Annotated in this window: 25 protein-coding genes; 13 read left to right on the top strand and 12 right to left on the bottom strand. The window is 69.4% G+C overall.

What is annotated here, in order from left to right:
* Window positions 1-33 precede the first annotated feature (33 nt).
* From VI123_RS01870 to VI123_RS01840, 7 genes are all read left to right on the top strand, one after another.
* Complete coding sequence (locus VI123_RS01870) at window positions 34-1974, top strand: hybrid sensor histidine kinase/response regulator (RefSeq protein WP_336336380.1); 1941 nt, start codon at window positions 34-36, stop codon at window positions 1972-1974.
* A gap of 49 nt (window positions 1975-2023) precedes the next feature.
* Complete coding sequence (locus VI123_RS01865) at window positions 2024-3040, top strand: ABC transporter ATP-binding protein (RefSeq protein WP_336336379.1); 1017 nt, start codon at window positions 2024-2026, stop codon at window positions 3038-3040.
* A gap of 53 nt (window positions 3041-3093) precedes the next feature.
* Window positions 3094-3870: an ABC transporter permease gene (locus VI123_RS01860; protein WP_407066982.1), complete on the top strand. Its 777-nt coding sequence runs from the start codon at window positions 3094-3096 to the stop codon at window positions 3868-3870.
* A gap of 85 nt (window positions 3871-3955) precedes the next feature.
* Window positions 3956-5125 (top strand): LolA family protein, encoded by a 1170-nt coding sequence (locus VI123_RS01855; protein ID WP_336336377.1) that lies wholly within the window; start codon window positions 3956-3958, stop codon window positions 5123-5125.
* Between the two features lie 346 nt (window positions 5126-5471).
* Complete coding sequence (locus VI123_RS01850) at window positions 5472-5843, top strand: ArsR/SmtB family transcription factor (RefSeq protein ID WP_407066971.1); 372 nt, start codon at window positions 5472-5474, stop codon at window positions 5841-5843.
* Between the two features lies 1 nt (window position 5844).
* A complete protein-coding gene (locus tag VI123_RS01845; protein ID WP_336336375.1) occupies window positions 5845-6156 on the top strand; it encodes a DUF7521 family protein in 312 nt (103 codons plus the stop codon).
* Window positions 6157-6219: 63 nt separating this feature from the next.
* Window positions 6220-6669: a molybdopterin-binding protein gene (locus tag VI123_RS01840; RefSeq protein ID WP_336336374.1), complete on the top strand. Its 450-nt coding sequence runs from the start codon at window positions 6220-6222 to the stop codon at window positions 6667-6669.
* Here VI123_RS01840 and VI123_RS01835 read toward each other — a convergent pair whose 3' ends face one another.
* The 4 genes from VI123_RS01835 to VI123_RS01820 form a co-directional block, all read right to left on the bottom strand.
* Window positions 6670-6870 carry a hypothetical protein gene (locus tag VI123_RS01835; protein ID WP_336336373.1) on the bottom strand — a complete coding sequence of 67 codons (201 nt, stop codon included), beginning with the start codon at window positions 6868-6870 and terminating at the stop codon, window positions 6670-6672. It lies immediately after the preceding gene.
* 49 nt (window positions 6871-6919) lie between these two features.
* Complete coding sequence (locus VI123_RS01830) at window positions 6920-7426, bottom strand: hypothetical protein (RefSeq protein WP_336336372.1); 507 nt, start codon at window positions 7424-7426, stop codon at window positions 6920-6922.
* 143 nt (window positions 7427-7569) lie between these two features.
* Window positions 7570-8838, bottom strand: a complete 1269-nt coding sequence (locus VI123_RS01825; protein WP_336336371.1) for an HAD family hydrolase — start codon at window positions 8836-8838, stop codon at window positions 7570-7572.
* 100 nt (window positions 8839-8938) lie between these two features.
* Complete coding sequence (locus tag VI123_RS01820) at window positions 8939-9082, bottom strand: hypothetical protein (protein WP_336336370.1); 144 nt, start codon at window positions 9080-9082, stop codon at window positions 8939-8941.
* 131 nt (window positions 9083-9213) lie between these two features.
* Here VI123_RS01820 and mutL point away from each other — a divergent pair, with 131 nt between their 5' ends.
* The 4 genes from mutL to ygfZ all read left to right on the top strand — a co-directional run bounded on the left by mutL (window position 9214) and on the right by ygfZ (window position 14772).
* Complete coding sequence (gene mutL / locus VI123_RS01815; protein WP_336336369.1) at window positions 9214-11346, top strand: DNA mismatch repair endonuclease MutL; 2133 nt, start codon at window positions 9214-9216, stop codon at window positions 11344-11346.
* 64 nt (window positions 11347-11410) lie between these two features.
* Complete coding sequence (locus tag VI123_RS01810) at window positions 11411-12355, top strand: PfkB family carbohydrate kinase (RefSeq protein ID WP_336336368.1); 945 nt, start codon at window positions 11411-11413, stop codon at window positions 12353-12355.
* A 51-nt stretch (window positions 12356-12406) separates the two neighbouring features.
* Window positions 12407-13648, top strand: coding sequence for an Ig-like domain-containing protein (locus VI123_RS01805; protein ID WP_336336367.1), 1242 nt, complete (start codon window positions 12407-12409; stop codon window positions 13646-13648).
* Window positions 13649-13686: 38 nt separating this feature from the next.
* Window positions 13687-14772, top strand: coding sequence for a CAF17-like 4Fe-4S cluster assembly/insertion protein YgfZ (gene ygfZ, locus VI123_RS01800; protein ID WP_336336366.1), 1086 nt, complete (start codon window positions 13687-13689; stop codon window positions 14770-14772).
* A gap of 6 nt (window positions 14773-14778) precedes the next feature.
* On the opposite strand, the gene VI123_RS01795 is transcribed toward ygfZ, so the two are convergent.
* From VI123_RS01795 to VI123_RS01770, 6 genes are all read right to left on the bottom strand, one after another.
* Window positions 14779-15381, bottom strand: a complete 603-nt coding sequence (locus VI123_RS01795) for an IMPACT family protein (RefSeq protein ID WP_336336365.1) — start codon at window positions 15379-15381, stop codon at window positions 14779-14781.
* 46 nt (window positions 15382-15427) lie between these two features.
* Entirely contained in the window at window positions 15428-15763 is a 336-nt protein-coding gene (locus tag VI123_RS01790) for a 2Fe-2S iron-sulfur cluster binding domain-containing protein (RefSeq protein WP_336336364.1), read from the bottom strand.
* A 2-nt stretch (window positions 15764-15765) separates the two neighbouring features.
* The gene (locus VI123_RS01785) at window positions 15766-16119 is read right to left on the bottom strand and encodes a DUF4260 domain-containing protein (RefSeq protein WP_336336363.1); all 354 of its coding nucleotides are present in this window, start codon (window positions 16117-16119) and stop codon (window positions 15766-15768) included.
* A gap of 39 nt (window positions 16120-16158) precedes the next feature.
* Complete coding sequence (locus tag VI123_RS01780; RefSeq protein WP_336336362.1) at window positions 16159-16662, bottom strand: ACT domain-containing protein; 504 nt, start codon at window positions 16660-16662, stop codon at window positions 16159-16161.
* Window positions 16663-16728: 66 nt separating this feature from the next.
* Entirely contained in the window at window positions 16729-17316 is a 588-nt protein-coding gene (gene hisB / locus VI123_RS01775) for an imidazoleglycerol-phosphate dehydratase HisB (protein WP_336336361.1), read from the bottom strand.
* Between the two features lie 65 nt (window positions 17317-17381).
* Window positions 17382-18143, bottom strand: a complete 762-nt coding sequence (locus tag VI123_RS01770) for an alpha/beta fold hydrolase (RefSeq protein ID WP_336336360.1) — start codon at window positions 18141-18143, stop codon at window positions 17382-17384.
* An 82-nt stretch (window positions 18144-18225) separates the two neighbouring features.
* Here VI123_RS01770 and VI123_RS01765 point away from each other — a divergent pair, with 82 nt between their 5' ends.
* A complete protein-coding gene (locus VI123_RS01765; protein ID WP_336336359.1) occupies window positions 18226-20088 on the top strand; it encodes a cation:proton antiporter domain-containing protein in 1863 nt (620 codons plus the stop codon).
* 1 nt (window position 20089) lies between these two features.
* On the opposite strand, the gene VI123_RS01760 is transcribed toward VI123_RS01765, so the two are convergent.
* Entirely contained in the window at window positions 20090-20281 is a 192-nt protein-coding gene (locus tag VI123_RS01760) for a DUF7511 domain-containing protein (RefSeq protein ID WP_336336358.1), read from the bottom strand.
* Between VI123_RS01760 and VI123_RS01755 the strand changes: the two genes are divergently transcribed.
* Entirely contained in the window at window positions 20280-20411 is a 132-nt protein-coding gene (locus VI123_RS01755) for a hypothetical protein (protein WP_336336357.1), read from the top strand. The two genes, VI123_RS01760 and VI123_RS01755, sit on opposite strands and share 2 nt — an antisense overlap.
* A gap of 274 nt (window positions 20412-20685) precedes the next feature.
* Here VI123_RS01755 and alaS read toward each other — a convergent pair whose 3' ends face one another.
* Window positions 20686-23469, bottom strand: a complete 2784-nt coding sequence (gene alaS, locus VI123_RS01750; protein WP_336336356.1) for an alanine--tRNA ligase — start codon at window positions 23467-23469, stop codon at window positions 20686-20688.
* Window positions 23470-23479: the final 10 nt, after the last annotated feature.

Below are 23479 nucleotides of genomic sequence, written 5' to 3'. Positions count from 1 at the left end.
AAGGGATACGGGAGTTGTCACTGCTAGACCACAATGCCCGACCGTATCCGCGTTCTCCACGTCGACGACGATCCGTCTGTCGTCGATTCGGCGGCGACCGCTCTCGAGCGGGAGCACTGCGGTATCACGGTCGAGACCGAGCGGACCGTCGCCGACGGCCTCGAACGCCTCGACGAGGAGCCGTTCGACTGCGTCGTCGCCGGCTACGACCTGCCAGAGCGGACCGGCGTCGAGTTCCTCGACGCGGTCCGCAAGCGGGAGCCGGACCTGCCGTTCGTCCTGTTCACCAGCGAGGGGAGCGAGGCGGCCGCCAGCGACGCGATTTCCGCCGGCGTCACCGAGTACTTCCGGGCGGACAGCGGGGCCGCACCGTACGCACGACTCGCCCACAGCGTCGTCGACGCCGCCGAACGGACGGCCGACGGGACTGCCCACAGCGGCGACACACGGCGCGGGCGCGCCATCGAGGAGCTACACACGACGGCGAGGGCGTTCATGCGGGCCACGACCGAGGACGCCATCGCCCGGGTCACGGTGGACGCGGCCCGAACCATCCTCAACATGCCGGCCAACGCGGTCCACCTCGCCGACGACGACGGCCTGACCCCGGCCGCCTGGACCGAACGGGTCGAGGAACTCATCGGGACGCCGCCGGTGTTCGAACCCGGGGACAGCCTCGCGTGGCAGGCCTTCGAGGCCGGCGAGACGCGCGTCCACGACGACATCACGTCGAACCCGGACCGGCACAACCCGGAGACGGACATCCGGAGCGAAATCCTCCTCCCGCTCGGTGACCACGGAGTCCTCCTCGTCGGGTCCTGCGACGCCGACGCGTTCGACGAGACGGACGTCACGCTGGCACGGACGCTCTCGGTGCACGCGACGGCGGCGCTCAACCGCCTCGGCCGCGAGCGAACGCTCCGCGAGGAGCGGGAGTTCATCGACCAGGCGTTGGACACGCTCGACGACCTGTTCTACGTCGTCGACGCGGACGGGCGCCTCCGGCGGTGGAACAGCCGCTTCCCCGAGGTGACGGGGTACAGCGACGAGGAAATCGCCGACATGGAGGTCTGTGAGTTCTTCCCCGACGAGGAGCGCGAGCGGATTTACGAGGCGATAGACCAGGCGCTGCACCACGAACGGACGAGCCTCGAAGCCGACCTCCGGACCGCCGACGGGGAGCTGGTCCCCTACGAACTCACCGGCGTCCGGCTGACCGACGCCGACGGGGAGAGAGCCGGCGTGGTCGGCATCGGGCGGGACATCTCCCGGCGCAAGGCCTACGAGCAGCGCCTGGAGCGGCAGAACGAGCGCCTCGACGAGTTCACCAGTATCGTCAGCCACGACCTCCGGAACCCGCTGACCGTCGCGGAGGGCTACCTGGAACTGGTCCGGGCGGAGCACGACAGCGACTCGCTGGACGAGGTGGCGCGCGCCCACGACCGGATGCGGGCGCTGATAGACGACCTCCTGACGTTCGCGCGCGCCGGCGAGACGACGACCGACCCCGAACCCGTCGCGCTCGGGAACATCGTCGAGGAGTGCTGGGAGACCGTCGCGGCCGACGACGCCACGCTCGTCGTCAAGGCCGACCGCGAGGTGCGGGCCGACGCGGCGAAGCTCCGACGGCTGTTGGCGAACCTCCTGCGAAACAGCGTGGAACACGGGGCCACAGGCGGCCGGACGCCGCCGGGCGACACCGCCGAACGCGGACCGGCGCGGACGACGGTGCGAGTCGGCATCATCGACGACCCGGACCGTCAGGGGTTCTACGTTGCCGACGACGGCCCGGGCATCGCGCCCGAGGACCGTGAGCAGGTGTTCGAAGGCGGATACTCGACCGGCGAGGACGGGACCGGGTTCGGGCTCAAAATCGTCCAGCGAGTCGCCGAGGTCCACGGCTGGACGGTCACGGCGACCGAGAGCGAGGCCGGCGGCGCGCGGTTCGAGGTGACCGGTCTCGACCCCGCCTGAGCGACGAGGCGTGACTGTCCTTTTGGTTGTGAAGCCCTCACAGTCGGTAATGGCATCCCAGCGGCCCCACCAGTCGGGCTCGCGGTCCGCCGAGCAGTCGGCTTCGACGGGGGACGGTCCGCCCCCCGCACTCGCCGTCGAGGGGCTGTCGAAGCAGTTCGGCAGCGGTGCGGACGCGGTGACGGCCGTCGACGACGTGTCGTTTCGCATCGAGCAGGGGACGGTCGTCGGGCTGCTCGGCCCCAACGGTGCGGGCAAGACGACGACGATAAAGTCGATTCTCGGGCTCGTGTTGCCCGACTCCGGCCGGGTTCGCGTACAGGGCATCGACATGAGCGAGCACCCGCGGGCGGCCTACCGCCACGTCGACGGGATGCTCGAAGGGGCGCGAAACGACTACTGGCGGCTGACCGTGCGGGAGAACCTCCGCTACTTCTCGACTATCAAGGGCGTCAAACCCGACGCCGTCGCCGACCGCCACGAGCGGCTGCTGGCGAAGCTTGACCTCTCGGAGAAGGCCGACGAGCCGGTCCGGGACCTCTCCCGGGGGATGAAACAGAAGGTGTCGCTGGCGAGCGTGCTGGCAAGCGAGTCGGACCTGGTGTTCCTCGACGAGCCGACGCTGGGGCTGGACGTGGAGAGTTCGCTGACGCTGCGGCGGGAACTTCGGCGGGTCGTCGACGAGCGCGACCTCACGGCGGTGGTCAGCAGCCACGACATGGACGTCATCGAGGACGTCTGTGACCGCGTCATCATCATGAACGAGGGACATATCATCGCCGACGACAGCGTCTCGGCCGTCCTCGACCAGTTCACCGCGACCGCCTTCGCCGTCACCAGCCCCGACATCACCGACGCCCTGCTGGGGACTATCCGGGAGCGCTTCGAGGTGGTCGACGTGGCGAGCGTCGAGCGTGGCCGGCGCGTCGAGGTGGCGACCGACAGCGACGGGTTCTACCGCCTGCTGGACCTGTGTCGGGACCGCGGCGTGACGCTGACCGGCGTCGGCACCGTCGAACCGGACCTCGAAGACGTGTTCGTCGAAATCACGGGGCAGAGACGATGAGAGGGCCGGACGGCCCGTCGACCACGAGCGCTGACACGGGCGCTGACGACGCCATGCGGGCGGGGTATCTCGACCTCGCGCGGGCGGTGCTGTACCGCGAGTACCTCATCTTCGTCCGCTACCCGGCCAACGCCGTCGGGGGCATCGTCATCTCGGTGTTCTTCTTCGGCCTGCTGTTCTACGGCGGCCGGATGCTCGCCGGGCGGGCGATAACCGACTCCATCGAGGGCATCATCGTCGGCTACTTCCTGTGGTCGCTCTCGGTCGGTGCCTACCAGTCGATTTCGAGCGACATCGGCAGCGAGGCCCAGTGGGGGACCCTGGAACGGCACGTTATGACGCCGTTTGGCTTCGCGCCGGTGGCGTTCTGCAAGGGCGTCGCCAAGGTCGTGCGGACGTTCATCACCTCGACGGTGGTGCTGGCGGTGATGCTGGCGATTACCGGGACGAGCCTCCAGTTGAACGTCCTCACCGTCGTCGTCGTCGCGTCGCTGACCATCGCGTCGGTGCTCGGGCTGGGGTTCGCCGCCGGCGGGGTCGCGGTGCTGTACAAGCGCATCGGGAACTGGCTCAATCTGCTCCAGTTCGGGTTCATCGTTCTCATCTCCGCGCCCGTGTTCGAGCTCGGCTGGACGCGGGTCCTCCCGCTCGCCCACGGGAGCGCGCTGTTACAGCGGGCCATGGTCGACGGGACTCGGCTCTGGCAGTTCTCCGCCGTCGACCTGGCGCTGCTCGTCGGCGTCGCGGTCGGGTACGTCCTGTTCGGGTACGTCGTGTTCCAGTCCGCGACCCGGCGGGCCAGACGCCTCGGCGTGCTCGGAGACTACTGACGGACAGGAGGTTTTACTTGCAGTCCCGGTTATGTGATAGGTAACCGCTCGGAGCGCACGCAGCGCCGCCCTGTACCCCCAAGACATGGTCACTCGACACCTCACATCGGAACGACTCGTCCTCACCGTTGCGACGGTGGTCGTCGTCGGCGTGCTGGCCGTTGCGACGTGGTCGCTCGTGTTCACGAGCACCGGGACCGCCGACCAGCTACAGGTCGACGCGGACGTGACGCAACGCTACGCGGCGATAGACGGCGTCAGCGCGACCCAGACGACGACGATTACCCGGAACGGGACGGTCGCGAGCCGGACGACCTACGACGCCACGCTCCAGCCGGGGACCCCGAAGAAGCGGCTGGAACTCGTCGACGCCACCACGCGGCGGTACGACCTGCGGGTGTCGAACGGGCCGACGCTGTGGCTGTACGACCGGGACCGCGCGAACGCCACGCGTCTCTCGCTCAGCGGGAGCGAGGCCGACCGGGGCGAGCGGCTCCAGCGCCTGTTCGCCACGCTCGACATGGCCACGGCGACCGAAACCCGGTCGGTCGAGCCGTTACCGGTCGTACCCCGCGCCGGGGCGCGGCCGGCCGCTCCCGCCGGGCCGATGACCGTCAGCTACCGCGGCACGGCGTCCGTCGACGGGCGCGACGCGTACGTCGTCCACCTCGCGCCGGAAGCCGACGCGGCCTACGAGCAGACGCTCTGGGTCGACACGGAGCGGTTCTTCCCGGTCAAAAAGCGCACCGCCTGGACGGCGGGCGGCGAGCGGACGGTCGTGACGACGACGTACACGAACGTCAGCTACGACACCGGCGTGTCGGCGGACGCGTTCACTCCCGAGTTCCCGGCCGGGACGACTGTCACCGTCCCGGAGACGCCCGAGACCCTGACCTACGAGTCGGTCAGCGCCCTCGAAGCCGCGGCGGAGATGCGGGTCCCAGACCCCGACATCCCGCCAAGCTACGAACTGCAGGCCGCGACCCGGACGGAGGGCCAGATTCGCGGGGTGGGCCTCCGCTACGCGAACCGGACGAGTCTGCTCACCGTCGCCAAGTACGACCGGCCGGCCGCCGGGGCGGAGGGAAACGCCGGCGTGACAATCGACGGGCGGCCGGCACAGGTCAGCCGCGACCTGACGCCGTCGGTCTCCTGGAGCTGTGAGCGCTACCGGTACACGGTCCGTGGCGAGGGCGTCTCGACGGACCGACTGGTCGCAGTGGGCCAGTCAATCGGCTGTCCCGTCGGCGAGTGACCGCCCGCGCGAGCACATCAGGCCGCCGTTTTCTGGGTCAGAAGTTCGGTGGTGCGTTATATTATGGAACCGCCCCTCGATTGGAATGCAGCGGCCCTGAACCACCGTGCCACCGACGCCCTCCGGCCGCGGCCGCTGTCTGTCCACCACACGCCCCGGGGCTTCCCGGGGCGGCCACCCTGAGGGTGCTGTGGGCCAGCCGCCCGCGAAGCGGTCCCCTGCCCCGACTGCCCTGCCTGGGGAACCCCCTGACAGCGCCGGTCTCCGCTGACACTGTCCCGTGGCTTGCTTCTGACTCGGAAACTGACGGGACCTTTTATTCAGGGACGGACCGTTGGGCCGATACGTGAGTGAGGACCCGGCCGTGGGCGACATCCTCGACCTGCTCAGTGACGAGTACGCCCGGGACATCCTCGCAGCAACGAGTGTCAAACCCATGTCCGCGAAACAGCTCGCCGACCAGTGTGAGATGTCACAACCGACCGTCTACAGACGGGTCGAGTGGCTCCGGGAGCACGGCCTCATCGAGGAACAGACACGGATAGAGACGGGCGGCAACGACTACAGCGTGTTCGCCGCCACGCTCTCGGAGTTCTCGCTTGCACTCGCCGACGGCGACTTCGAGACCGACGTCGAGCGGACGGAGCCGCCGGCGTTCCCGGGACAGGACGAACAGGACACCGCGGACAGATTCACGAAAATGTGGGAGAACCTCTGAGATGGTCGCCATCGAGACGCTCATGAACTGGCTCATCACCGTCCTGGCGTTCGGCTCGACAGTACTAGGTGGGTACGTCGGCTACCAGGCCTACCGGGGGTATCGTCGCCACGACAGTCGGGCGATGCAGTACCTCTCGGTCGGGCTGTTCTGCCTCACGGCGGTGGCCTTCGTCGTCGCGTTCGCCGGGTCGCTCCTCCTGCAGCAGGGCCTGCTCGCCGGCCGGTTCCAGCAACCGCTCACGCTCGTCACCCGCGCGTTCCAGTTCGTCGGCGTCCTCTTTATCGCGTACTCGCTGCACTCCAGGGAGTGAGGGCGGTCCCGCGAGCCCGGCGGGTCCGAACCGCTGAAGGCCGTCGGGCGGGAACACAGGGCCATGGGACAGACGCCGACCGGCCGTCCGACGGTCCGCATCGACGGGGCCGACCCGCTGGTGCTCCCCTGGGACGTGGCCCCCGAAACGCTCCCGTTCGACGTCGTCCGCGGGCCGGTCGCCTTCGAGTGTGCCTCCGGCGACCGCATCGAGCGCGAGTACACCGGTATCGACGTGTTCGACCTGCTGGAGGCGGCGGCGATGCCCGGCGAGACGACCCACGTCCAGTTCGAATCGGCCGGGGGTGACCTGGCGTGTATCCCGCTCGCCGACCTCACCGGGGCAGTGCTCGCGCTGGGCGACGGGCCCGGGACCGAGCCGGGGCGGCCGCGGTTCGTCTCGCCCCGCGTGCTCGGCCCCCGAACTGTGAAGAACGTCTGCCGGCTTCGGCCGCGGGCGCTCGACGCCGGTGCCGACCGCGAGGCCTACGAGCGGCTCCCGCTGGGGGAGTGACTACTCCAGCAGGCCGATGTCCTTCGCCAGGCGGTCGGTGAGTTCCTCCAGGACAGCGGGGTCGACCTCGGCGACCGGGTCGCCGTCGTGGAGCTGCTCGTTGTGGCGCGCGACGGCGTCCTCGACGTCCTCGAACGCGACCGACGTGCGCGTCCCGCAGGCCTCGCAGACGACCGGAATCTCTGGCTGGTCGGGTGTCATTGGCCGCAGTTTACGACGCTCCCCGATAAACGGACCGGACCACGGGCTCTCATTCGAGGACGCTCTTTGGCCGCTTGAGATAGAACGCCTGGTCGGTAACGCGCTCGTAGACGGCGTACAGCGTCTCGACGGCGGCCGGGTCGGGGTCGAACTGCAGGTGCGGGGCCACGTGATAGGCCTTGCAGCCGGTCAGGAAGAAGTACAGCGTCCGGTGGTGGGCCGGCGTCGCGTCGACGACGCCCATGGCCCGCCCGCCCAGGTCGTCCGAGAAGTCGTTGAGCAAGGCGGCGATGTCGTCGTTCAGTTGCTCGTCAGGACGGGACAGCGGCGCGCCGAGTGACTGCTGGAGGAACTCGCTGGTCGCCCGAAGGAACGGGTTCGAGTCCATGCCCGTCGGGTCCACGGCGGCGAACGCGTCGTACAGATCCAGCAGCGCGGTCAGTTCGTCGTCGGTCAGCGCGACCGGTTTGACCGGGTCGCCCTGCGGGAGCGAGTAGTCCGGGAAGGAGTACGACTGCGGGTCCGGCACCTGCCCGAACACGGTATCGAGACTCATGGCGGCAGTTCGGTCGGCGGCGGCCTAACTGTTGGGTGCCCCCACCAGAATACATATGCCAGCGGATGCGGACGTTCCAGGCGATGCCCTCCACGAATCACGGCCGACTGTACAGCGACGCCGAGAGCGGCTGAGTCGCCAGCTCACTCGCCGTGCTCGTCCAACTGCTCGATGAGCCGGAGGCCGTAGACGGTCCGCAGGACCGTGCTGGCGTCGCCGGCCTCGTACACCAGGTCGTCCCGCGAACTGACGTGGTCGAGCACGTCCGACGAGGAGTGGGCGGGGGCGGCGGCGATGCCGGCGTCGGTGTCGTCTATCCAGCGCATCACCCGCAGGTCGCTCTTGCTGTCGCCCATCACGAGCGCGAACGGGTCGTCGATGCCGAGCACGTCGAAGGCCTCCTCGACGCCGGCGGACTTGTCCAGTTCGAGGCTCACGAGTTCGGCCGCGTCGCCCTCGTAATAGCCCAGGTCGACGCGTTCGAGGATGTCGCGGAAGGCGTCGGGCGCGTCGTTGACGTCGGCGTCGGTCGAGAGGTCGCCGGCTTCGAGGACGTCCATAATCTCGGGGTCGCGGCTGAAGTACGCCCGAGCGTAGCCCGCGGGGTCGTCGACCTCGGCGTCGACCTGCGCGGCGACGGCGTCGCCGACCAGCCCACAGAGATAGCGCAGCGACTCGTCGATGATTTCGACGGCGTTGTCGCTGCCGATTTCGGCGTTCGGTTTCAGCGTGACGTTGAACTCGTTGCCCTGGAGGTGACAGCGCTTGCCGACGGCGTCGGGGGCTTCCGAGAGGACCCGCCGACGGACGTACTCGAACACGTCCACGACCGCGCCGTCGAGGCGCTCGTACAGCAGTCGCTTGGTGTCCTCGCCGTGCTTGGGCGTGAACACGCCGTTGCCGGACTCGTAGACGATGCTCATCCCCCCAGAGGAGACGAGGTCGTTGCCCAGCCCCTGGATCATGAACCCCTTGACGTTTTCGAGGGTCTGGCCGGTACAGACGACGATTGGGACGCCCGCCTCGTGGAACTGCGTCAGCAGATACAGCGTATCGCGGGGGATTTCGTTGTCGGTGTCGCCGGCCGACCGGAGCGTCTCGTCGACGTCCAGCACGAGGACGTTCGCCGACCGGCCGTACTTCGAGTAGAGGTCAAGCGCGGTGAAGGCCTCGTCGCGGGTCAGCCGGGCCGCGATTTCCGCGTAGGTCTCGCCGGTCCCGGGGAACTCCGCGGTGATGTCGGCCTTGAGGTCGTCGAGGCGGTCGCTGGCGGTCTCCCACTGTTCCAGCGCGACGGTCGAACTGAGCGGGGGGAACAGGTCGACGAACTCCTGATACCCCCGCAACGTCGTCGTGTCTACGCTCTCGTACAGCCGGTAGAGTTGGTCGTATTGTTCCATGTCGAGGTCCACAGGATAGTGGCGACTGACGGCGAGCGCACTTTAGCTATCGGATTGGGACTCGCGTCCGACGAAAAACGGCTGGTTCGCCGACGCCACTGGCGGGACGCGGCTACGCCTCGTCGCCCCCGTCGGTCAGCACCTCGGTCTCGGTCGCCGCCTCGTTGAGGAAGGACGGCAGTTCCGCCTCGTCCTCGTCAGTCGCCTCGTCGTCCGCCGTCGCTTCGGTCCAGGAGCGTTCTCTGTGGTGGCACATGCGTCGTCACCATGCGGAGGGCAGGACTGGTCCGTGTTAACTGTTTTCATGGGAAGATAGGGCCAGTCGAGGGCAGACAGTATCAAGTCGCTTCGCCCGTTAGCCGGTAGCAGTCACATGCGGGGGCACGTATGACCGACATCCAGCGACTCGACGACCGGACCGTCGAACGCATCGCGGCCGGCGAGGTGGTCGAGCGGCCGGCCTCCGTCGTCAAGGAACTGGTCGAGAACGCCATCGACGCCGACGCGAACCGGGTCGAGGTCGGCGTCGAGGCCGGGGGCACCGGCGGGATTCGCGTCACCGACGACGGCGTTGGGATGGACCGTGAGGCCGTCGAGCGGGCCGTCGAGAAACACACCACGTCGAAAATCCGCGACATCGCCGACCTGGAGGGGGGCGTCGGCACGCTCGGCTTCCGTGGGGAGGCCCTGCACGCAATCGGGGCGGTCTCCCGGCTGACTATCCGGACCAGGCCACGCGGGGGCGACGTGGGGACCGAACTCGTGCTCGAAGGCGGCGAGGTCACGTCCGTCGGCCCGGCGGGCTGTCCGGAGGGGACGACCATCGAGGTCGAGGACCTGTTCTACAACGTCCCGGCCCGCCGGAAGTACCTCAAACAGGAGTCGACGGAGTTCGCCCACGTCAACACCGTCGTCGCCAGCTACGCGCTGGCGAACCCGGACGTGGCCGTGTCGCTGACCCACGGCGACCGCGAGACGTTCTCGACGACCGGGCAGGGCGACCTGCGCGAGACGGTGATGTCCGTCTACGGCCGGGAGGTCGCCGAATCGATGATTTCGGTCGGCGCGGGGTCGGGGGCCGACGGGGAGAGCGACGGGTTCCCCGACGGCCCGCTCGACGGCGTCAGCGGTCTCGTGTCCCACCCCGAGACGAACCGCGCGGGCCGCGAGTACCTCTCGACGTACGTCAACGGTCGGTACGTCCGCGCCGGCACGGTCCGGGACGCCGTCGTCGACGCCTACGGCACCCAGATAGCGCCGGACCGCTACCCCTTCGCCGTCCTCTTCCTGGACGTGCCCGCGGGCGACGTGGACGTGAACGTCCACCCCCGGAAGCTAGAGGTCCGCTTCGCCGACGACGAGGGGGTCCGCAAGCAGGTCCGAACCGCCGTCGAGGACGCGCTGTTGCGCGAGGGATTGCTGCGCTCGACGGCACCGCGTGGCCGGTCCGCGCCCGAGCAGACGGAGATAACGCCGGACTCGTCGGGCGGACGCGGTTCGACCGACCGGCGCGACTCGACCGGCGAGCGGCCGGAGGCGGACGACCGGGGAGCCGCGGAACCACCGACGGACAGCCCCGCGGACGGCGGCGAGACGGCGGCGGAACCGAACACCGGAGGCACGGACCGACCCGACGCTACGCCGACTGACTCGACGGCTCGCCAGGCGTCCGGCACAGCTCAGTCCAGTAACTCAGTCGACACGAAACGGGCCTCGGAGACCGGGGCGGGAGACGGCCCGTCGGGCGAATCCGAAGGCCGGAAAATAGAGGGTGACGTTTCGGGTGGAGATAGCGACGACGAGCGCCACGAGCCGTCCGAAACGGGCCGGACAGCCGGGGATGACCGGAAGTTCACCGGCGGCCGGGAGCAGATGCGCCTCGGCGACGAGCCGGAGGCGACCCACGAGTCGCTGCCCTCGATGCGGATTCTCGGGCAGTTAGCCGACACCTACGTCGTCGCGGAGACGGACGACGGCCTCGTGTTGGTCGACCAGCACGCGGCCGACGAGCGGGTCAACTACGAGCGGCTCAAGGCCAGGTTCGAGGGCGAGACGACGACGCAGGCGCTCGCGGAGCCGGTAGAACTCGAACTGACCGCCCGGGAGGCGGCGGTGTTCGACCGGCGCAGCGACGCGCTGGCGAGCTTGGGCTTTCACACGGCACGCACGGGCGAGCGGAGCGTCGAGGTCCGAACCCTCCCGGGCGTCATCGCCGACGCGGCCGGGCCGGACGTCGTCAGGGACGTGCTGGGCGCGTTCGTCGCCGGCGACGACGAGGCGGCGGCGACGGTCGAAGCCGCGGCCGACGAACTGCTCGGCGACCTGGCGTGTTACCCCTCCGTGACGGGGAACACGTCGCTGACTGAGGGGTCGGTCCGGGACCTACTCGCCGCCCTGGACGACTGCGAGAACCCCTACGCGTGTCCCCACGGCCGGCCGACGGTCATCCACATCGACCGGCAGGAACTCGAAGACCGGTTCGAGCGCGACTACCCCGGGCACGGCGGACGGCGGCGGTAGCGGGCGCGACACAGCAGTCGATACAGCCGATTAAACTAAGCCTACGTCTCTCGATGCACGCGGTATGTCACTCGTAACGTTCGGCGAGACCGCGCTCAGATTCGCGCCCCCCGACGGACAGCGGTTCGAAACGGCCAGAGAGGCGTCGATTCGCGTCGACGGGACCCCGAGCAGCGTCGCGGCGACGGCCGGGCGGCTCGGGGCCGACGCGCGGTGGCTCTCGAAGGTCCCGGACACGCCGCTCGGACGGCGCGTCGTCGCGGAACTCCACGAGTTCGGTCTGGAGACGGAGGTCGTCTGGGCGGACCCGGACACCGGCCGGCAGGGACTCACCTTCCACGAGGACGCCGCCCCGCCCCGTACAGAGCGGCTGCTCCAGGACCGCGGCGACACCGCGATGGCGACGCTGACGCCCGGCGAGTTGCCGATGGGCGAGATACAGAGCGCCGACGTGGTGTTCACCTCCGGCGCGACCCTCGCGCTCTCGGAGACGGCCGCGGACACGACGGGGGCGCTGCTCAGAGCGGCGGCTGGGATGCGGGCGCTCGACCTCGATTTCCACCCCGGGCTGTGGGACGCCGACGACGCGCGGGCCGCGCTCGCCGACCTGCTGCCGGCCGTCGACACCCTCTTTGCCGCCGAGGAGCAGGTCTCCGCGGTGTTCGACACGACCGGGGGACCCCGGGAAATCGTCCACACGCTCGCGACGGAGTACGACCTCACCCGCGTGGTCCTCACGCGCAGCGAGTACGGCGCCGTCGCGTACCACGACGGCGTCGTCCACGAGCAGGACGCCATCGAGACGACCGCAGTCGACGAATCGGGGCAACACGGGGCCTTCATCGGCGCGACGCTCCAGCGACTGGCCGCCGGAGCAGACACGGACGAGGCACTGACCCACGGCGTCGCGGCGGCGGCGCTCGCCCGGACGATGACCGGACCGTTGACGCCCCTGGAGCCGTCCGAAGTCTCGCGCCTCGTCGATTCACAGCGGTCTAGACGGCCGTAGGAGGTGCCTACCGCCAGTACTGATTTACGTCTACTAGTTTATTAATCAGGTATGACAAACCATCGTCGCGCGTTCACTGTCGGCGTCCTGGCACTGCTTGTGGGGGCCGGAGCGGTGGCGGGAACGGCCGCCGCGCAGTCACAGGTGACCCTCACCGTCACCGTTGTCGACGGGGACGGCGACCCGCTCAGCGGAATCGACATCTCGGCGACGTGGGACGACGGCGCGGGCGGGCCGACCAACGAGACGACGCGGGCGAACGGGCAGGCCCTCGTCGACGTGCCCGAGGGGGCGAACGTCACGCTCGAAATACGCGACGACGAGTACGTCCGAAACGTCCCGTACGTCGTCACGGACGCCGAGACCGAGGCCATCGAAGTGCAGGTCTCGGAGTCGGCGACCGCCACGGTCAGCGCCGTGAACGAGACCGGTCAACCGGCCGTGGACGCCCGCGTTCGGCTGTACCGGGACGGGAACTACGTGGTCGACAGGAACGCGGGCGGCGACGGGACCGTCACGACGCGGCCCATCGAGGAAGGCGAGTACAGCGTCATCGTCACCAAGCCGGGGTTCTACCGCAACCTGACCGCCGTAACCGTCTCCGGCGAGACGACGACGACCGTCCGTATCAGCGAGGGGTCGGTCCTGTTGCAGGCCTCGGTCGTCGACGACCGCTACGACGACTCCAGGCCGATTCGTGACGCGACCGTCCGAATCGAGTCGGACAGCGGGTTCGACGGGGCCGTGCCGACGCTCTCCGACGGGACGGCGTCGGTCAGCGTGCCGGTCAACGACCGCTACGACGTCACAGTGACGAAGGAGGGCTACGAGACCGTCGAGCGACGCGTCAGGGTCGGCGAGCAGGAGGAGTCACTCGACGTGGCTATCCAGCGGACCCCCGAGATTTCGCTCACGCCGGACAACAGGCAGGTCGTCGTCGACGCGACTGTCCGGCTGACCGTCACCGACGAGTACGACGAACCGGTGGCGAACGCGACCGTGACCCGGAACGGGACCGAGGTCGGAGCGACGGACGCAGACGGGGAGCTAACCGCGACGGTCCCGACGGCCGGGAACGTCACGTTCACCGCGGCGTCGGGGGACCTCACCGCGACGACGACCGTCACCGCGTTCAGGCCGGGCGAGGAGACGACGACGGGCGGGGCGGCCACGACGCCGGACCGGACGGCCACGGCGACCGAAACGTCGGCCGGTAGCGGGCCGGGCTTTACTGTCGCGCTGACGATTGCCGCGCTGGTCGCGGTGGCCGTCCTGGCTCGCCGGCGACGCTAACGGGACGTTTTTCCCCGCGAGGGCCGCATGACCGTGCAATGACTGTTCTCGAGTCCGTCCACGAGGCCCACGGAGCGACGTTCAGGGAGGTCGGCGGTCGCCGCGTCGTCGACAGCTACGGCCGACCGGAGCGGACCCACCGCGCGGTTCGGAACGTCGTCGGGGCGATGGAGTACGGCTACGGCGTCATCGTCGTCACCGGTGAGGACCGCGTCGACTACGTCGACAACGCCGTCTCGAACCGCGTGCCGGACGAGGACGGCGCGGGCTGTTACGCGCTCCTGCTGGACCCCGACGGCCGGGTCAGCACGGACATGTACGTGTACAACGCCGGCGAGCGCCTGCTCGTGTTCACGCCGCCACAGAAGGCCGACGACCTGGCCGCGGAGTGGGCGGACAAGACCTTCATCCAGGACGTCGAGTTCGAGGTGGCGACCGACGACTTCGCCGTCTTCGGCGTCCACGGGCCGAAAGCGACCGAGAAAATCGCCAGCGTCCTCCACCAGACCGGGACGCCCGAAGACGTACTGACCTTCGAGCGGGGCGAACTCGGCGACGCCGGCGTCTCCGTCATCCGAACGGACAACCTCGCCGGCGAGGAGAGCTACGACGTGGTCTGTAGCGCCGACGACGCCGAGCCCGTCTTCGACACGCTGGTCAACCGCGGGCTCAACGCCGTCCCCTTCGGCTACCGGACCTGGGAGACACTGACCCTGGAGGCCGGGACGCCGCTGTTCGACAGCGAGGTCGAGGGCGCGCTCCCGAACGACCTGGGTCTGCGCAACGCGCTCGACTTCGAGAAGGGGTGTTACGTCGGTCAGGAGGTCGTCTCGCGGGTCGAGAACCGCGGCCACCCGACCCAGCGGCTGGTCGGCCTCGCCGTCGGAGATGTGCCGGAGCCCGGTGCGGCGGTGTTCGCCGGCGACGAGCACGTCGGCGACGTGACCCGCGCCGCACAGAGTCCGATGCGCGAGGCCCCGATTGCGCTGGCGACCCTCGCCTGGGAGCGCCCCGAGGCGTCACTGACCGTCCGCGTCGACGGCGACCCGGTCAGCGCACAGCAAGTCGACCTGCCCTTTATCGACGGGTCGGCGCAGTCGGCGCGGCTCCCGGCCTACGAGTAGCGGGCGTCACTCACTCTCGATGGCGGCCCGCCCGCTGGTCGCGCTCCGAATCCGGTCCCGCAGGGCGCTCCCCTCCGCCGTGGGCACGCGGACCTCGAAGACCACCTCGGCCGCGTAGTCGGCCTCGAACTCGACGCCCGCCGATTCGAGCAGGCTCCGGACGCTGCCCGAATCGTCGTAGGCGACGGTCACGGTGAACCGCTCGTGGGGCACCTCCTCGACGACGCCCGCGTCGTCGACGCCGTCTTTCACCGCTCTGGAGTAGGTACTGGCTAACCCGCCGACGCCGAGGTTCGTCCCGCCGTAGTAGCGCGTGACGACGGCGACGACGTTCTCGACCTCGCGTTGCTGGAGGACGTTCAGCGCGGGGTCGCCGGCGCTGCCGCTCGGCTCGCCATCGTCGCTGGAGTACTCCCGGAAGGGGTCGGACCGGACGCGGTAGGCGGGGACGTTGTGGGTCGCGTCGGCGTACTCCTCGCCGACGGCGTCGACGAACGCCTCGGCGTCTTCGACGGTCGCCGCCGGCGCGACGTGGCCGATGAACTCCGAGCCCCGCACCTCGAAGCGCGCCTCGCCGCGGCCCGGAACGGTCAGGTAGCTGTCCGTCACGGGCCGGCGTAGGCGCGGCGGCCGAATAGCGTTTGCCGTTGGCGGGTCAGTCCGGGCCGCCGTCGGGCCGGCGCGCGCCCCAGACCCGCTTGTCGAGCAGTTTCACCGCCATGCCGTCCCGGACCCGGAGCTGACAGGAGAGCCGGGGGTAGCCAAACCGGTCGGCGAGGTCGTCGTGCCAGTGGTCGGGGGCGGGCGCGTCGGCGAGGCGGACCCCGCAGGTGGCACAGATGCCGCGGCCGCCGCAGTTGACCCGCGTCGCGTAGCGGCCGTGTGGCGAGAGGTCGGCGTCGAGTAACACGTCCCGGAGGACTGCTCCGGGTTCGGCGGTGAGTTCGTGTATCTCGCCCGCGGGCGTCTCGACGGTGAGCGTCGCCGGCATGGTCAGAGGCGCTGGACGTGCGTGTCGCCGAACTCACGGTCGGCGTACTTCAGCCCGAAGCCGAACAGGCGGTCCGCCCCGATGTGGGCTGTCCAGACGAGCGCCGCGCCGACAGCGAGGTCACCCGCAGCGACGACCCCTGCCACGGCCAGCAGCCCCGGACCGAGGTACGTGTGGACCGCGTTGTAGCTGGCTGCTCCGACACGCGTGCTATGGAGATAGCCCGCCATCGAGAGGTCGGGTGCCAGAATCAGGGCGAGAAAGAGGAGGAGCGACCGCCCCTGCAGGACGTAGAGTGCGGTGGCCCCGGCCCCGACGAGCGCGCCTTCGAGCCGGACGAGCGTTCGCGGATGCATACTGGACCGTGGGCGGGGACCGGCAAAAGTCGGCCGGCGTCAGGCCAGTTCGATGGTCCGGACGAACGCCAGGCGGCGGATTTCGTTGATGAGGTCGCCGGGCAGTTCCTCGTCGGTGATGACATAGAGTTTCGGCTCGTCGGTGAACTCGGGGTCCTCGCTCAGGACCTGCCGGATGGAGATGTCGCGGTCGGCGATGGCCGAAGTCACCGTCGAGACGATGCCGGACTCGTCGGCGGCCCGAACGGTGACCGTCACCGCGTGCAGGTCGAGGACGGGCGCGAGGTCGAGCAGGCTCGGCACGGAGGAGATGTTGCGGAAGATGCGCCGCAGGTCGTCGTCGGCGAGAATCGCGTCCGTCGTGGCGTTGACCACCCGGCGGTCGACACCGGCCTCGCGGGCGATGCCCGTGTTCGGAATCTCGATGCCGCCCGAGACGACGCGGCCGTCCTCGTTGACCGAGAACCCCCGCTCCAGCAGCAGGCGGATGACGTCCTGCTGGCCGGGGGAGTCCTCGAACTTCTGCATAATCTCGTCGAACATACAGGGTGGTGGACGCGGGGCCACTAATCGGTGCCGACAGCGTCCGAAACGGCGTGTCGCGGTCGGTTAGAGCTCGCCTTTGGTGCTCGCCACGTCGGACCGGCGCTCGTCGATGCGGGTCGCGTCGTCGAGCGCGCGCGCCAACCCCTTGAACAGCGCCTCTATCTCGTGGTGGGCGTTCTCCCCCTCGACCTCGCAGTGCAGCGTCAGCCCAGCGTTGGTCGAGAGCGAGCGACAGAAGTGCTTCGCCATGTGGCTGGTCATCCCGCCGACCGCGGCCTGCGAGAACTCGCCGTCGAACTCGAAGTACGGCCGGCCGGAGATGTCGACGACGACGCTCGCGACAGCCTCGTCCAGCGGCACCTTGCGGTCGGCGAACCGGCGGATGCCCCGCTTGTCCCCGAGCGCCTCGGTGAACGCCTCGCCGAGCGTGATGGCCACGTCCTCGACGGTGTGGTGGTCGTCTATCTCCAGGTCGCCGTCGCACTGCACGGTCAGGTCGAACAGCCCGTGCGTCGAGAAGGCGTCGAGCATGTGGTCGAAGAAGCCGATGCCGGTGTCGACGGTGCTGTCGCCGTCGCCGTCCACGTCGAGCGTGACCTCGATGTCCGTCTCGGCCGTCGTTCGCGTGACGGCCGCCGTCCGGTCGGTCATACCTAGCCCCTATCAGGCCGCGTATTTGTGGATTGCGTCCGGTGGAAGACAGGAGCGCCGGGGTCTCACTCGGTGTGCTCGTCCAGCATCGCCAGCAGCCGGTCGGTCACTGCCGGCGCGTGTTCGACGTAACAACAGTGCCGGCCCTCGACGGCCTCCCCGGTCCCGCGTGGCAGGTCCGCCGCCAGCGACTGCGCGGCGTCGGGTGCGACGACTGGGTCGTCCAGCCCGTAGTACACCTCCGTCGGCTGGGTAATCTCGTACAGCGGCGGCGCGTCGAAGGAGGCCATCGCCGCGGCCTGCGCCGCGCGGGCGTCGCCGGTCGCGTCCTCGTCGGCGCGCCAGTCCGCAATCCGCTCCAGCAGGTCCGGGTCGTGGTCGCGGAACGCCGGCGAGAACGCCCCGTCGAGCGAGTCCGGCTCGTCGAGCGCGAGCGAATCGAGCGCGGCCCGGTCGACGGCGTCGCCGGACCCGGCCGTACAGTACAGCGTCAGCGAACGGGCGCGGCCGTACCGGTGGGCGTAGTCGAGCGCGACCATCCCGCCGAGGCCGGCCCCGACGAGGTGGGCGCTGCCGACGTCGTGGTCGGCCAGGACGGCGTCGAGGCCGGCCGCCAGCGTCCCCACGTCGTACGGCCCCGCCGGCGCGTCGGACCGGCCGGTCCCGCGGAGGTCCCACACCACCGTCTCGTAGGGGCCGGCGACGGCGTCGTAGTGCCAGCCCCAGAGCCAGGCCCCGTATCCCACGTCGTTGACGAACACGACAGTCGGACCGTCGCCGTCGGCCTCGTAGTAGAGGGACACGTCGCGGTTGCGTGCGGTCGGCATCGTCGGTGCATTCCCGCGCCGGCGGTGTGTCTCTTTCGGTGGATAGGCCTTTGGCGCTGGCTGTCGAAGGGCCGGCAATTCCGTGTCCGGAGCAGCGTCACTCATCGGCGTGGTCGTGCTGGTCGCGAGCCTGGGCGTCGCCGCGCAGCTGGTCGCCGACTGGCTCCGGATTCCGAGCGTCGCCTTCCTGCTTGTGGCCGGCGTCCTCGTCGGCCCGCAGGCGCTCGACCTCGTCGACCCCGCGACGTTCGGCCGGACTGGGCTCCAGGCCATCGTCGGCCTCAGCGTCGGTATCATCGTCTTCGAGGGGGCCTTCCACCTCACCGCCGAGCGGGTCCGCGAGGCGTCGCGGGAGGCGCTGGGGCTCGTCACCGTCGGCGCGTTCGTCTCGCTGGCGGGAACCGCCGTCGCCGTCGAGATCGTGTTCGGGACGACGTGGCCGGTCGCCGTCCTCGTCGGGAGCCTGCTCATCGCCACCGGTCCGACGGTCATCACGCCAATCATGCAGGTAGTGCCTGTTCGTGACAGGGTCGCCGCCGCACTGGAAACGGAGGGTATCGTCAACGACGTGACCGCCGCCGTCCTCGCGGTGGCGACCTTCGAGTTCGTCGTCGCGGCCCAGTCCTCGCCGGTGGCCGTCGTCGAGGCGTTCGTCGCCCGCCTGGCCGTGGGCCTCGTCGTCGGCGTCGCCGTCGGCGGCGGCATCGCGCTCCTGCTCCGGCGGTGGCCCCTCTCGGCGGACAACGCCCTGCAGAACGCCCGGGTCGTGGTCCTGACGGCGGCGCTGCTGGCGTACGCGCTGGGCGGGATGTGGCTCTCGGAGGCCGGCATCGCGGCCGCCGCCGTCGCCGGCATCATACTGGGCAACGCCGACATCCCTCACGAGGACGAGATAGCCGGTTTCAAGGGCGGTATCACGCTGTTCGTCCTCTCGTTCGTGTTCATCGTGCTGGCCGCACAGCTGTCGCTCGGCGACCTGCGCGCGCTCGGGGTCGGCGGCCTCGTCGTCGTCATCGCCGTCGCCGCGCTCGTCCGCCCGCTGGGCGTGTTCCTCTCGACGCTGGGCGGGCGGCTCACGCTCCGCGAGCGGGCGTTCGTCGGCGCGATGGGGCCGCGGGGTATCGTCCCTGCCAGCGTTGCCACGCTGTTTGCCATCGAACTGCGGCCCGACGAGCCCGCGGCCGCGACGGTCCTCGTCGGGACCGTCTTTCTGGTCATCTTCGCGACCGTCATCTTTCAAGGCGGGCTGGCCCGTCACTTCGCGCAAGCGCTCGATATCCTGCCCATGCAAACACTCATCGTCGGCGGCGGCCGAGTCGGCCGGGAACTGGCGGTCCGCTACGAATCGCGCGGCGAAGAAGTCGTCCTCGTCGACGAGGACGCAGGGACGGTCGAGCGGGCCCGCGCGGAGGGCCACCGCGTCGTCCACGGTGACGCGACGAACGCGACCGTCCTCGAAGAAGCGGGAGCGGACCGCGCGTCCGTCGTGGTCGCCGCGACAGCCGACGACGACGTGAACCTCCTCGTCGCACAGCTGGCGACGACACGCTTCGGCGTCGAGACCGTGGTCGCCAGGGCGAACCAGCCGGACAACGTCGCAGCCTTCGAGGACCTCGACGTCGAGACCATCTCCGCGGGCTTTGCCGTCGCCGACGCCATCGACGACGCGGTCGAGCGGCCGGCGCTGGCCCGCTGGCTGTCGGACTCCGGGCGGACGGGGGACGTACTGGAGGTCGAACTCGGGAACGACGCGCTGGTCGACCGGACGATATCGGAGACCGCGGAGAAACTGCCCGAGGGCTGTCTGGTGGCGATGGTGAGCCGCAACGGGGACGACCGGGTCCCCGACAGCGACTTCCGCCTCGCGGACGGCGACCACCTGACGCTGGTCTGTGAGACGAACGAGGCGATGCGGGACGCCCGGCGGCTGTGTCAGGGCGAATAGGTCAGCGCAGTTCGTCGAGGGAGACGGCCGCCGACCGGTCCGCGGTGACCCACTCGGTCACGGACTGCTGGAGGTCCGAAGGGAAGATTGTCAGCTCCGAGGGGTTCTCGGGGTCGTCGTACAGGCAGTCCAGTTCGAACTCCGGCGTCTCGTTCAGTTCTGTGTCCGACGGGGGCTCGGTGGTAACACTCATGAGTCAGGCGGAGGGCTTCGGGCGGCAGTTCTCACACAGCGATACGGCGGCGCGGCTCGACTCGACAGGCACGCCGGTCCCACAGCCCGGGCACGTCCGGCGTGACCGAACGTACTCCGTGTGGGACTGAACGTGCGACATCTCAGGTTTCCCGCTCATATCTCTGATGAACGGGCACTTACTAAAAACACTTTTGGAAGGATATCCACATACACCTTATATCAGTAAATGTAATTGTATTCGCGGGCCGACGGCGACACATTCGAACGGAAACTCGCCGTCGAATCGAACACCTGCTCGTTGCAACCGCTCGAACGGTGGGACCCGGCAGCGCGGCTCACCGGTCGAGCGAGCGGGAAAACGGGCCGAATCGAACGCTGTCGTTCCGAACTGCGGAACGGCGCTCAGGCGTTGGCGACGGTTCTGAGGATTTCCGGCGCGTCGTCGAGTGCGTCGTCAAGCGCCGCCGCGTCGGGGCCGCCGCCCTGTGCGAAGTCCGGCGGACCGCCGCCGCCGCCGCCGACGCGGCCGGCCAGTTCGCCGACGACCTCGCCGGCGTCGACGTCGACGCCCTCGGGGACGGAGACGACGAACTGCGCGCCGTCGAGCCCGGAGCCCAGCACCGCGATGTTGCCCTGCTCGACGACGGCGTTGGCCTGGGCGCGGAGTTCGTCCATGTCGGCGTCGATGCGCTGGACGACGGCGGTCGCCTCGCCCACGTCGACCTCCTCGCTGTCGTCGCCGCCGCCCGCACGGGCCTCCGCGAGCTGTTCCTTGAGCTGTTCTATCTCCTTGCCGCGGGCCTTCCACTCGTCGAAGAACCGCGCGGCAGTCTCGGGAACCGCCTCCGGCGCGACGTCCAGCACGTCGGCCGCCTCGGTGAGCGCGTCCTCGGTGCGCTGGGTGGCCTCGATGGCGGCGTTGCCCGCCGCGAAGGTCAGGCGGATGACGCCGTCCTGAATCCGCTCGGTGTTCAGGAGCTTGACGGCCCCGATGTCGCCGGTGCGGGCGACGTGGGTGCCGCCACAGGCCTGTACGTCGTCGCCGACGGTGATGAGCCGAATCTGTTCGCCCGCCGGGATGCCGCCCTGGTAGAGGTCGAAGCCGTACCGTTCCTCGGCCTCGTTGCGGTCGGGCCACTCCTGGCTGACGGTGATGTTGTCCTGGACGATGTCGTTGGCGAGGCGTTCTATCTCCTTGACCGCCTCGCGGCTCACCGACTCGTAGTGGCGGATGTCGATGCGGGCGGAGTCGGTCCCCTTCTGAGCACCGGCCTGCCTGACGTGCTCGCCAAGCACCTGCCGGGCGCTGTGGATGACGATGTGGGTCGCCGTGTGGTGTTGCATCAGGCGCTGGCGGCGGGTGGCATCGACCTGCCCGCGGACGAACTCACCCTTGCCGGGGTCGTCGTCGCAGGTGTGGACGATGACGTCGCCGTACTGCTGGACGTCGGTCACCTCGGCGGAGACGTCGTCGGTCGACAGCGTCCCCTCGTCCGGCGGCTGGCCCCCGCCCTCCGGGTAGAACATCGTCTGGTCCAGTACCACGTCGAAGTCCCCGTCGTCGCGGTCGAACACCTCCAGGACGACGGCCTCGAACTCGGTCCGCTGCTGGTCCTCGTAGTAGAGCCGGTCGGTCTCGGGCAGTTCCGCCAGGCGCTCCGCGTAGGGCGTCTCCGACTCCTCGGTCGCCGCGTCGCCGCCGCCGTGGCGCTGGGCGACCACCGCGTAGAAGTCGTCGGGCACGTCGACCGCGACCCCCTTCTCGGCGGCGATTTCCTCGACCATGTCCGGCTGGATGCCGTGGGAGTCGTACAGTTCGACCAGTTCCTCGGTCGGTATCGGCTCGCCCTTCTCGGCGTACTCCTCGGCCAGCTGGCGGACGCGCCGGCCGCCGCGGTCCAGCGTCTCGCGGTACTTCTCGACCTCGGTTCGGACGATATCGCGGATGGTGTCGCGGTTCTCGTAGCCCAGCCGCTCGGCCTGCATGTCGACGAGTTCGTCCAGCGGCGCGTCGACGCCGACGCCGTCGACCAGCCGCTTCGTGCGCCGCAGGACCATCCGCGCCAGGTAGCCCGTTCCGACGTTCGAGGGGACGATGCCGTCGCCGAGCATGTACGCCAGCGTCCGGCAATGGTCGGCGATAGCGTAGATGTCCTCCAGCGGAGCCATCAGTTCGCGCAGTTCCGCGACCCCGACGCCGACCTCGGCGGCGATGGTGTCCCGCTCGGCCTCGATGTCCTCGGCCTCGTCGATGTCCATCCGGCCCGCGAGCTTCGCGGCCTCGTGGACGATTCGCTCCTCCTCGTCGGTGAGCTCGATGCCCGCGTTGTCCTTGAGGAAGGCTATCATGTCCGGGTAGACGGCCTCGTACACGGTCGGCGTCCCCTGGCTCATCCAGGTCCACCGCTCCAGCCCGTAGCCGGTGTCGACGATGTAGGTGTCCATCGGCGAGTAGCGGTTGCCGTCCTTCATCTCGTACTCGCCGTCGGGGTCTTGCTCCATGGACATAAAGACGAGCGTGGCGAGTTCGGCCCCGCGGTAGATGACCTCGATGGCCGGGCCGGCGTTGCCGCCGCCGACCCACGGGTCCTCGATGTAGACGATTTCGTCCAAGTTCGCCCCCATCTCCTCGAACAGTTCGTCACAGAGCTGGACCGTCTCGTCTTTCCAGTACACCTCGCCCTGGTAGGCGTACTGTTCGGGGTCCTCGATGTCCTCGCGGGCGTTGAACGCGTGGTGGGCCATCATCTCGAAGGCCATCGTGTGCCGCCCGGTCTTGCCGACGTTGTCGATGTCCTGCATCCGGATGCAAGGCTGGCTGATGCACAGCGGGTTCGCCGGCGGCGGCGTCGTCCCGGAGGTGACCAGCGGCTGGAAGTCGTAGATGGACGCCTGGGTCAGGAGGACGTCGTCGCGCCAGCGGTTCGCCGCCACCGGGTACGGGTCGATGCGCTCGTGGTCGCGCTCCTCGAAGAAGGAGAGGAACGCCTCGCGCATCTCCGTCAGCGAGTGGGGTTCGTCGAACCCGGGGTTGTCGATGAAGTCGTACTCCGCACACGGCGGTTCGCCGCAGGTCTCGCGCTCGACACGGGACCAGAACATGTCGCCACAGGAGCTACACTCCTGTCTGTGGAAGCCTTCCGCTTCGAAGTATTCGAGCTGGTAGGCCTCGTCGAGGTCGCTCATTGGTGTTCAG

This window comes from Haloarcula sp. DT43, from assembly GCF_037078405.1.
Taxonomy (GTDB): Archaea; Halobacteriota; Halobacteria; order Halobacteriales; family Haloarculaceae; genus Haloarcula; species Haloarcula brevis.
The sequence above is the reverse complement of the archived record's forward strand: the minus strand, read 5'-3'. Positions and strand labels throughout refer to the sequence as shown.

Bases quoted from the DNA above. Each gene is read 5' to 3' on its own strand.
- VI123_RS01755 (WP_336336357.1), top strand. From the start codon at position 20,280: ATGAGTCAGGCGGAGGGCTTCGGGCGGCAGTTCTCACACAGCGATACG.
- VI123_RS01830 (WP_336336372.1), bottom strand. From the start codon at position 7,426: ATGAGTCTCGATACCGTGTTCGGGCAGGTGCCGGACCCGCAGTCGTAC.
- alaS (WP_336336356.1), bottom strand. From the start codon at position 23,469: ATGAGCGACCTCGACGAGGCCTACCAGCTCGAATACTTCGAAGCGGAA.
- VI123_RS01855 (WP_336336377.1), top strand. From the start codon at position 3,956: ATGGTCACTCGACACCTCACATCGGAACGACTCGTCCTCACCGTTGCG.
- VI123_RS01780 (WP_336336362.1), bottom strand. From the start codon at position 16,662: ATGTTCGACGAGATTATGCAGAAGTTCGAGGACTCCCCCGGCCAGCAG.
- VI123_RS01835 (WP_336336373.1), bottom strand. From the start codon at position 6,870: ATGACACCCGACCAGCCAGAGATTCCGGTCGTCTGCGAGGCCTGCGGG.
- VI123_RS01870 (WP_336336380.1), top strand. From the start codon at position 34: ATGCCCGACCGTATCCGCGTTCTCCACGTCGACGACGATCCGTCTGTC.
- VI123_RS01805 (WP_336336367.1), top strand. From the start codon at position 12,407: ATGACAAACCATCGTCGCGCGTTCACTGTCGGCGTCCTGGCACTGCTT.
- VI123_RS01820 (WP_336336370.1), bottom strand. From the start codon at position 9,082: ATGTGCCACCACAGAGAACGCTCCTGGACCGAAGCGACGGCGGACGAC.
- VI123_RS01790 (WP_336336364.1), bottom strand. From the start codon at position 15,763: ATGCCGGCGACGCTCACCGTCGAGACGCCCGCGGGCGAGATACACGAA.
- mutL (WP_336336369.1), top strand. From the start codon at position 9,214: ATGACCGACATCCAGCGACTCGACGACCGGACCGTCGAACGCATCGCG.
- VI123_RS01860 (WP_407066982.1), top strand. From the start codon at position 3,094: ATGCGGGCGGGGTATCTCGACCTCGCGCGGGCGGTGCTGTACCGCGAG.
- VI123_RS01785 (WP_336336363.1), bottom strand. From the start codon at position 16,119: ATGCATCCGCGAACGCTCGTCCGGCTCGAAGGCGCGCTCGTCGGGGCC.
- VI123_RS01840 (WP_336336374.1), top strand. From the start codon at position 6,220: ATGGGACAGACGCCGACCGGCCGTCCGACGGTCCGCATCGACGGGGCC.
- VI123_RS01760 (WP_336336358.1), bottom strand. From the start codon at position 20,281: ATGAGTGTTACCACCGAGCCCCCGTCGGACACAGAACTGAACGAGACG.
- VI123_RS01770 (WP_336336360.1), bottom strand. From the start codon at position 18,143: ATGCCGACCGCACGCAACCGCGACGTGTCCCTCTACTACGAGGCCGAC.
- VI123_RS01845 (WP_336336375.1), top strand. From the start codon at position 5,845: ATGGTCGCCATCGAGACGCTCATGAACTGGCTCATCACCGTCCTGGCG.
- VI123_RS01865 (WP_336336379.1), top strand. From the start codon at position 2,024: ATGGCATCCCAGCGGCCCCACCAGTCGGGCTCGCGGTCCGCCGAGCAG.
- ygfZ (WP_336336366.1), top strand. From the start codon at position 13,687: ATGACTGTTCTCGAGTCCGTCCACGAGGCCCACGGAGCGACGTTCAGG.
- hisB (WP_336336361.1), bottom strand. From the start codon at position 17,316: ATGACCGACCGGACGGCGGCCGTCACGCGAACGACGGCCGAGACGGAC.
- VI123_RS01810 (WP_336336368.1), top strand. From the start codon at position 11,411: ATGTCACTCGTAACGTTCGGCGAGACCGCGCTCAGATTCGCGCCCCCC.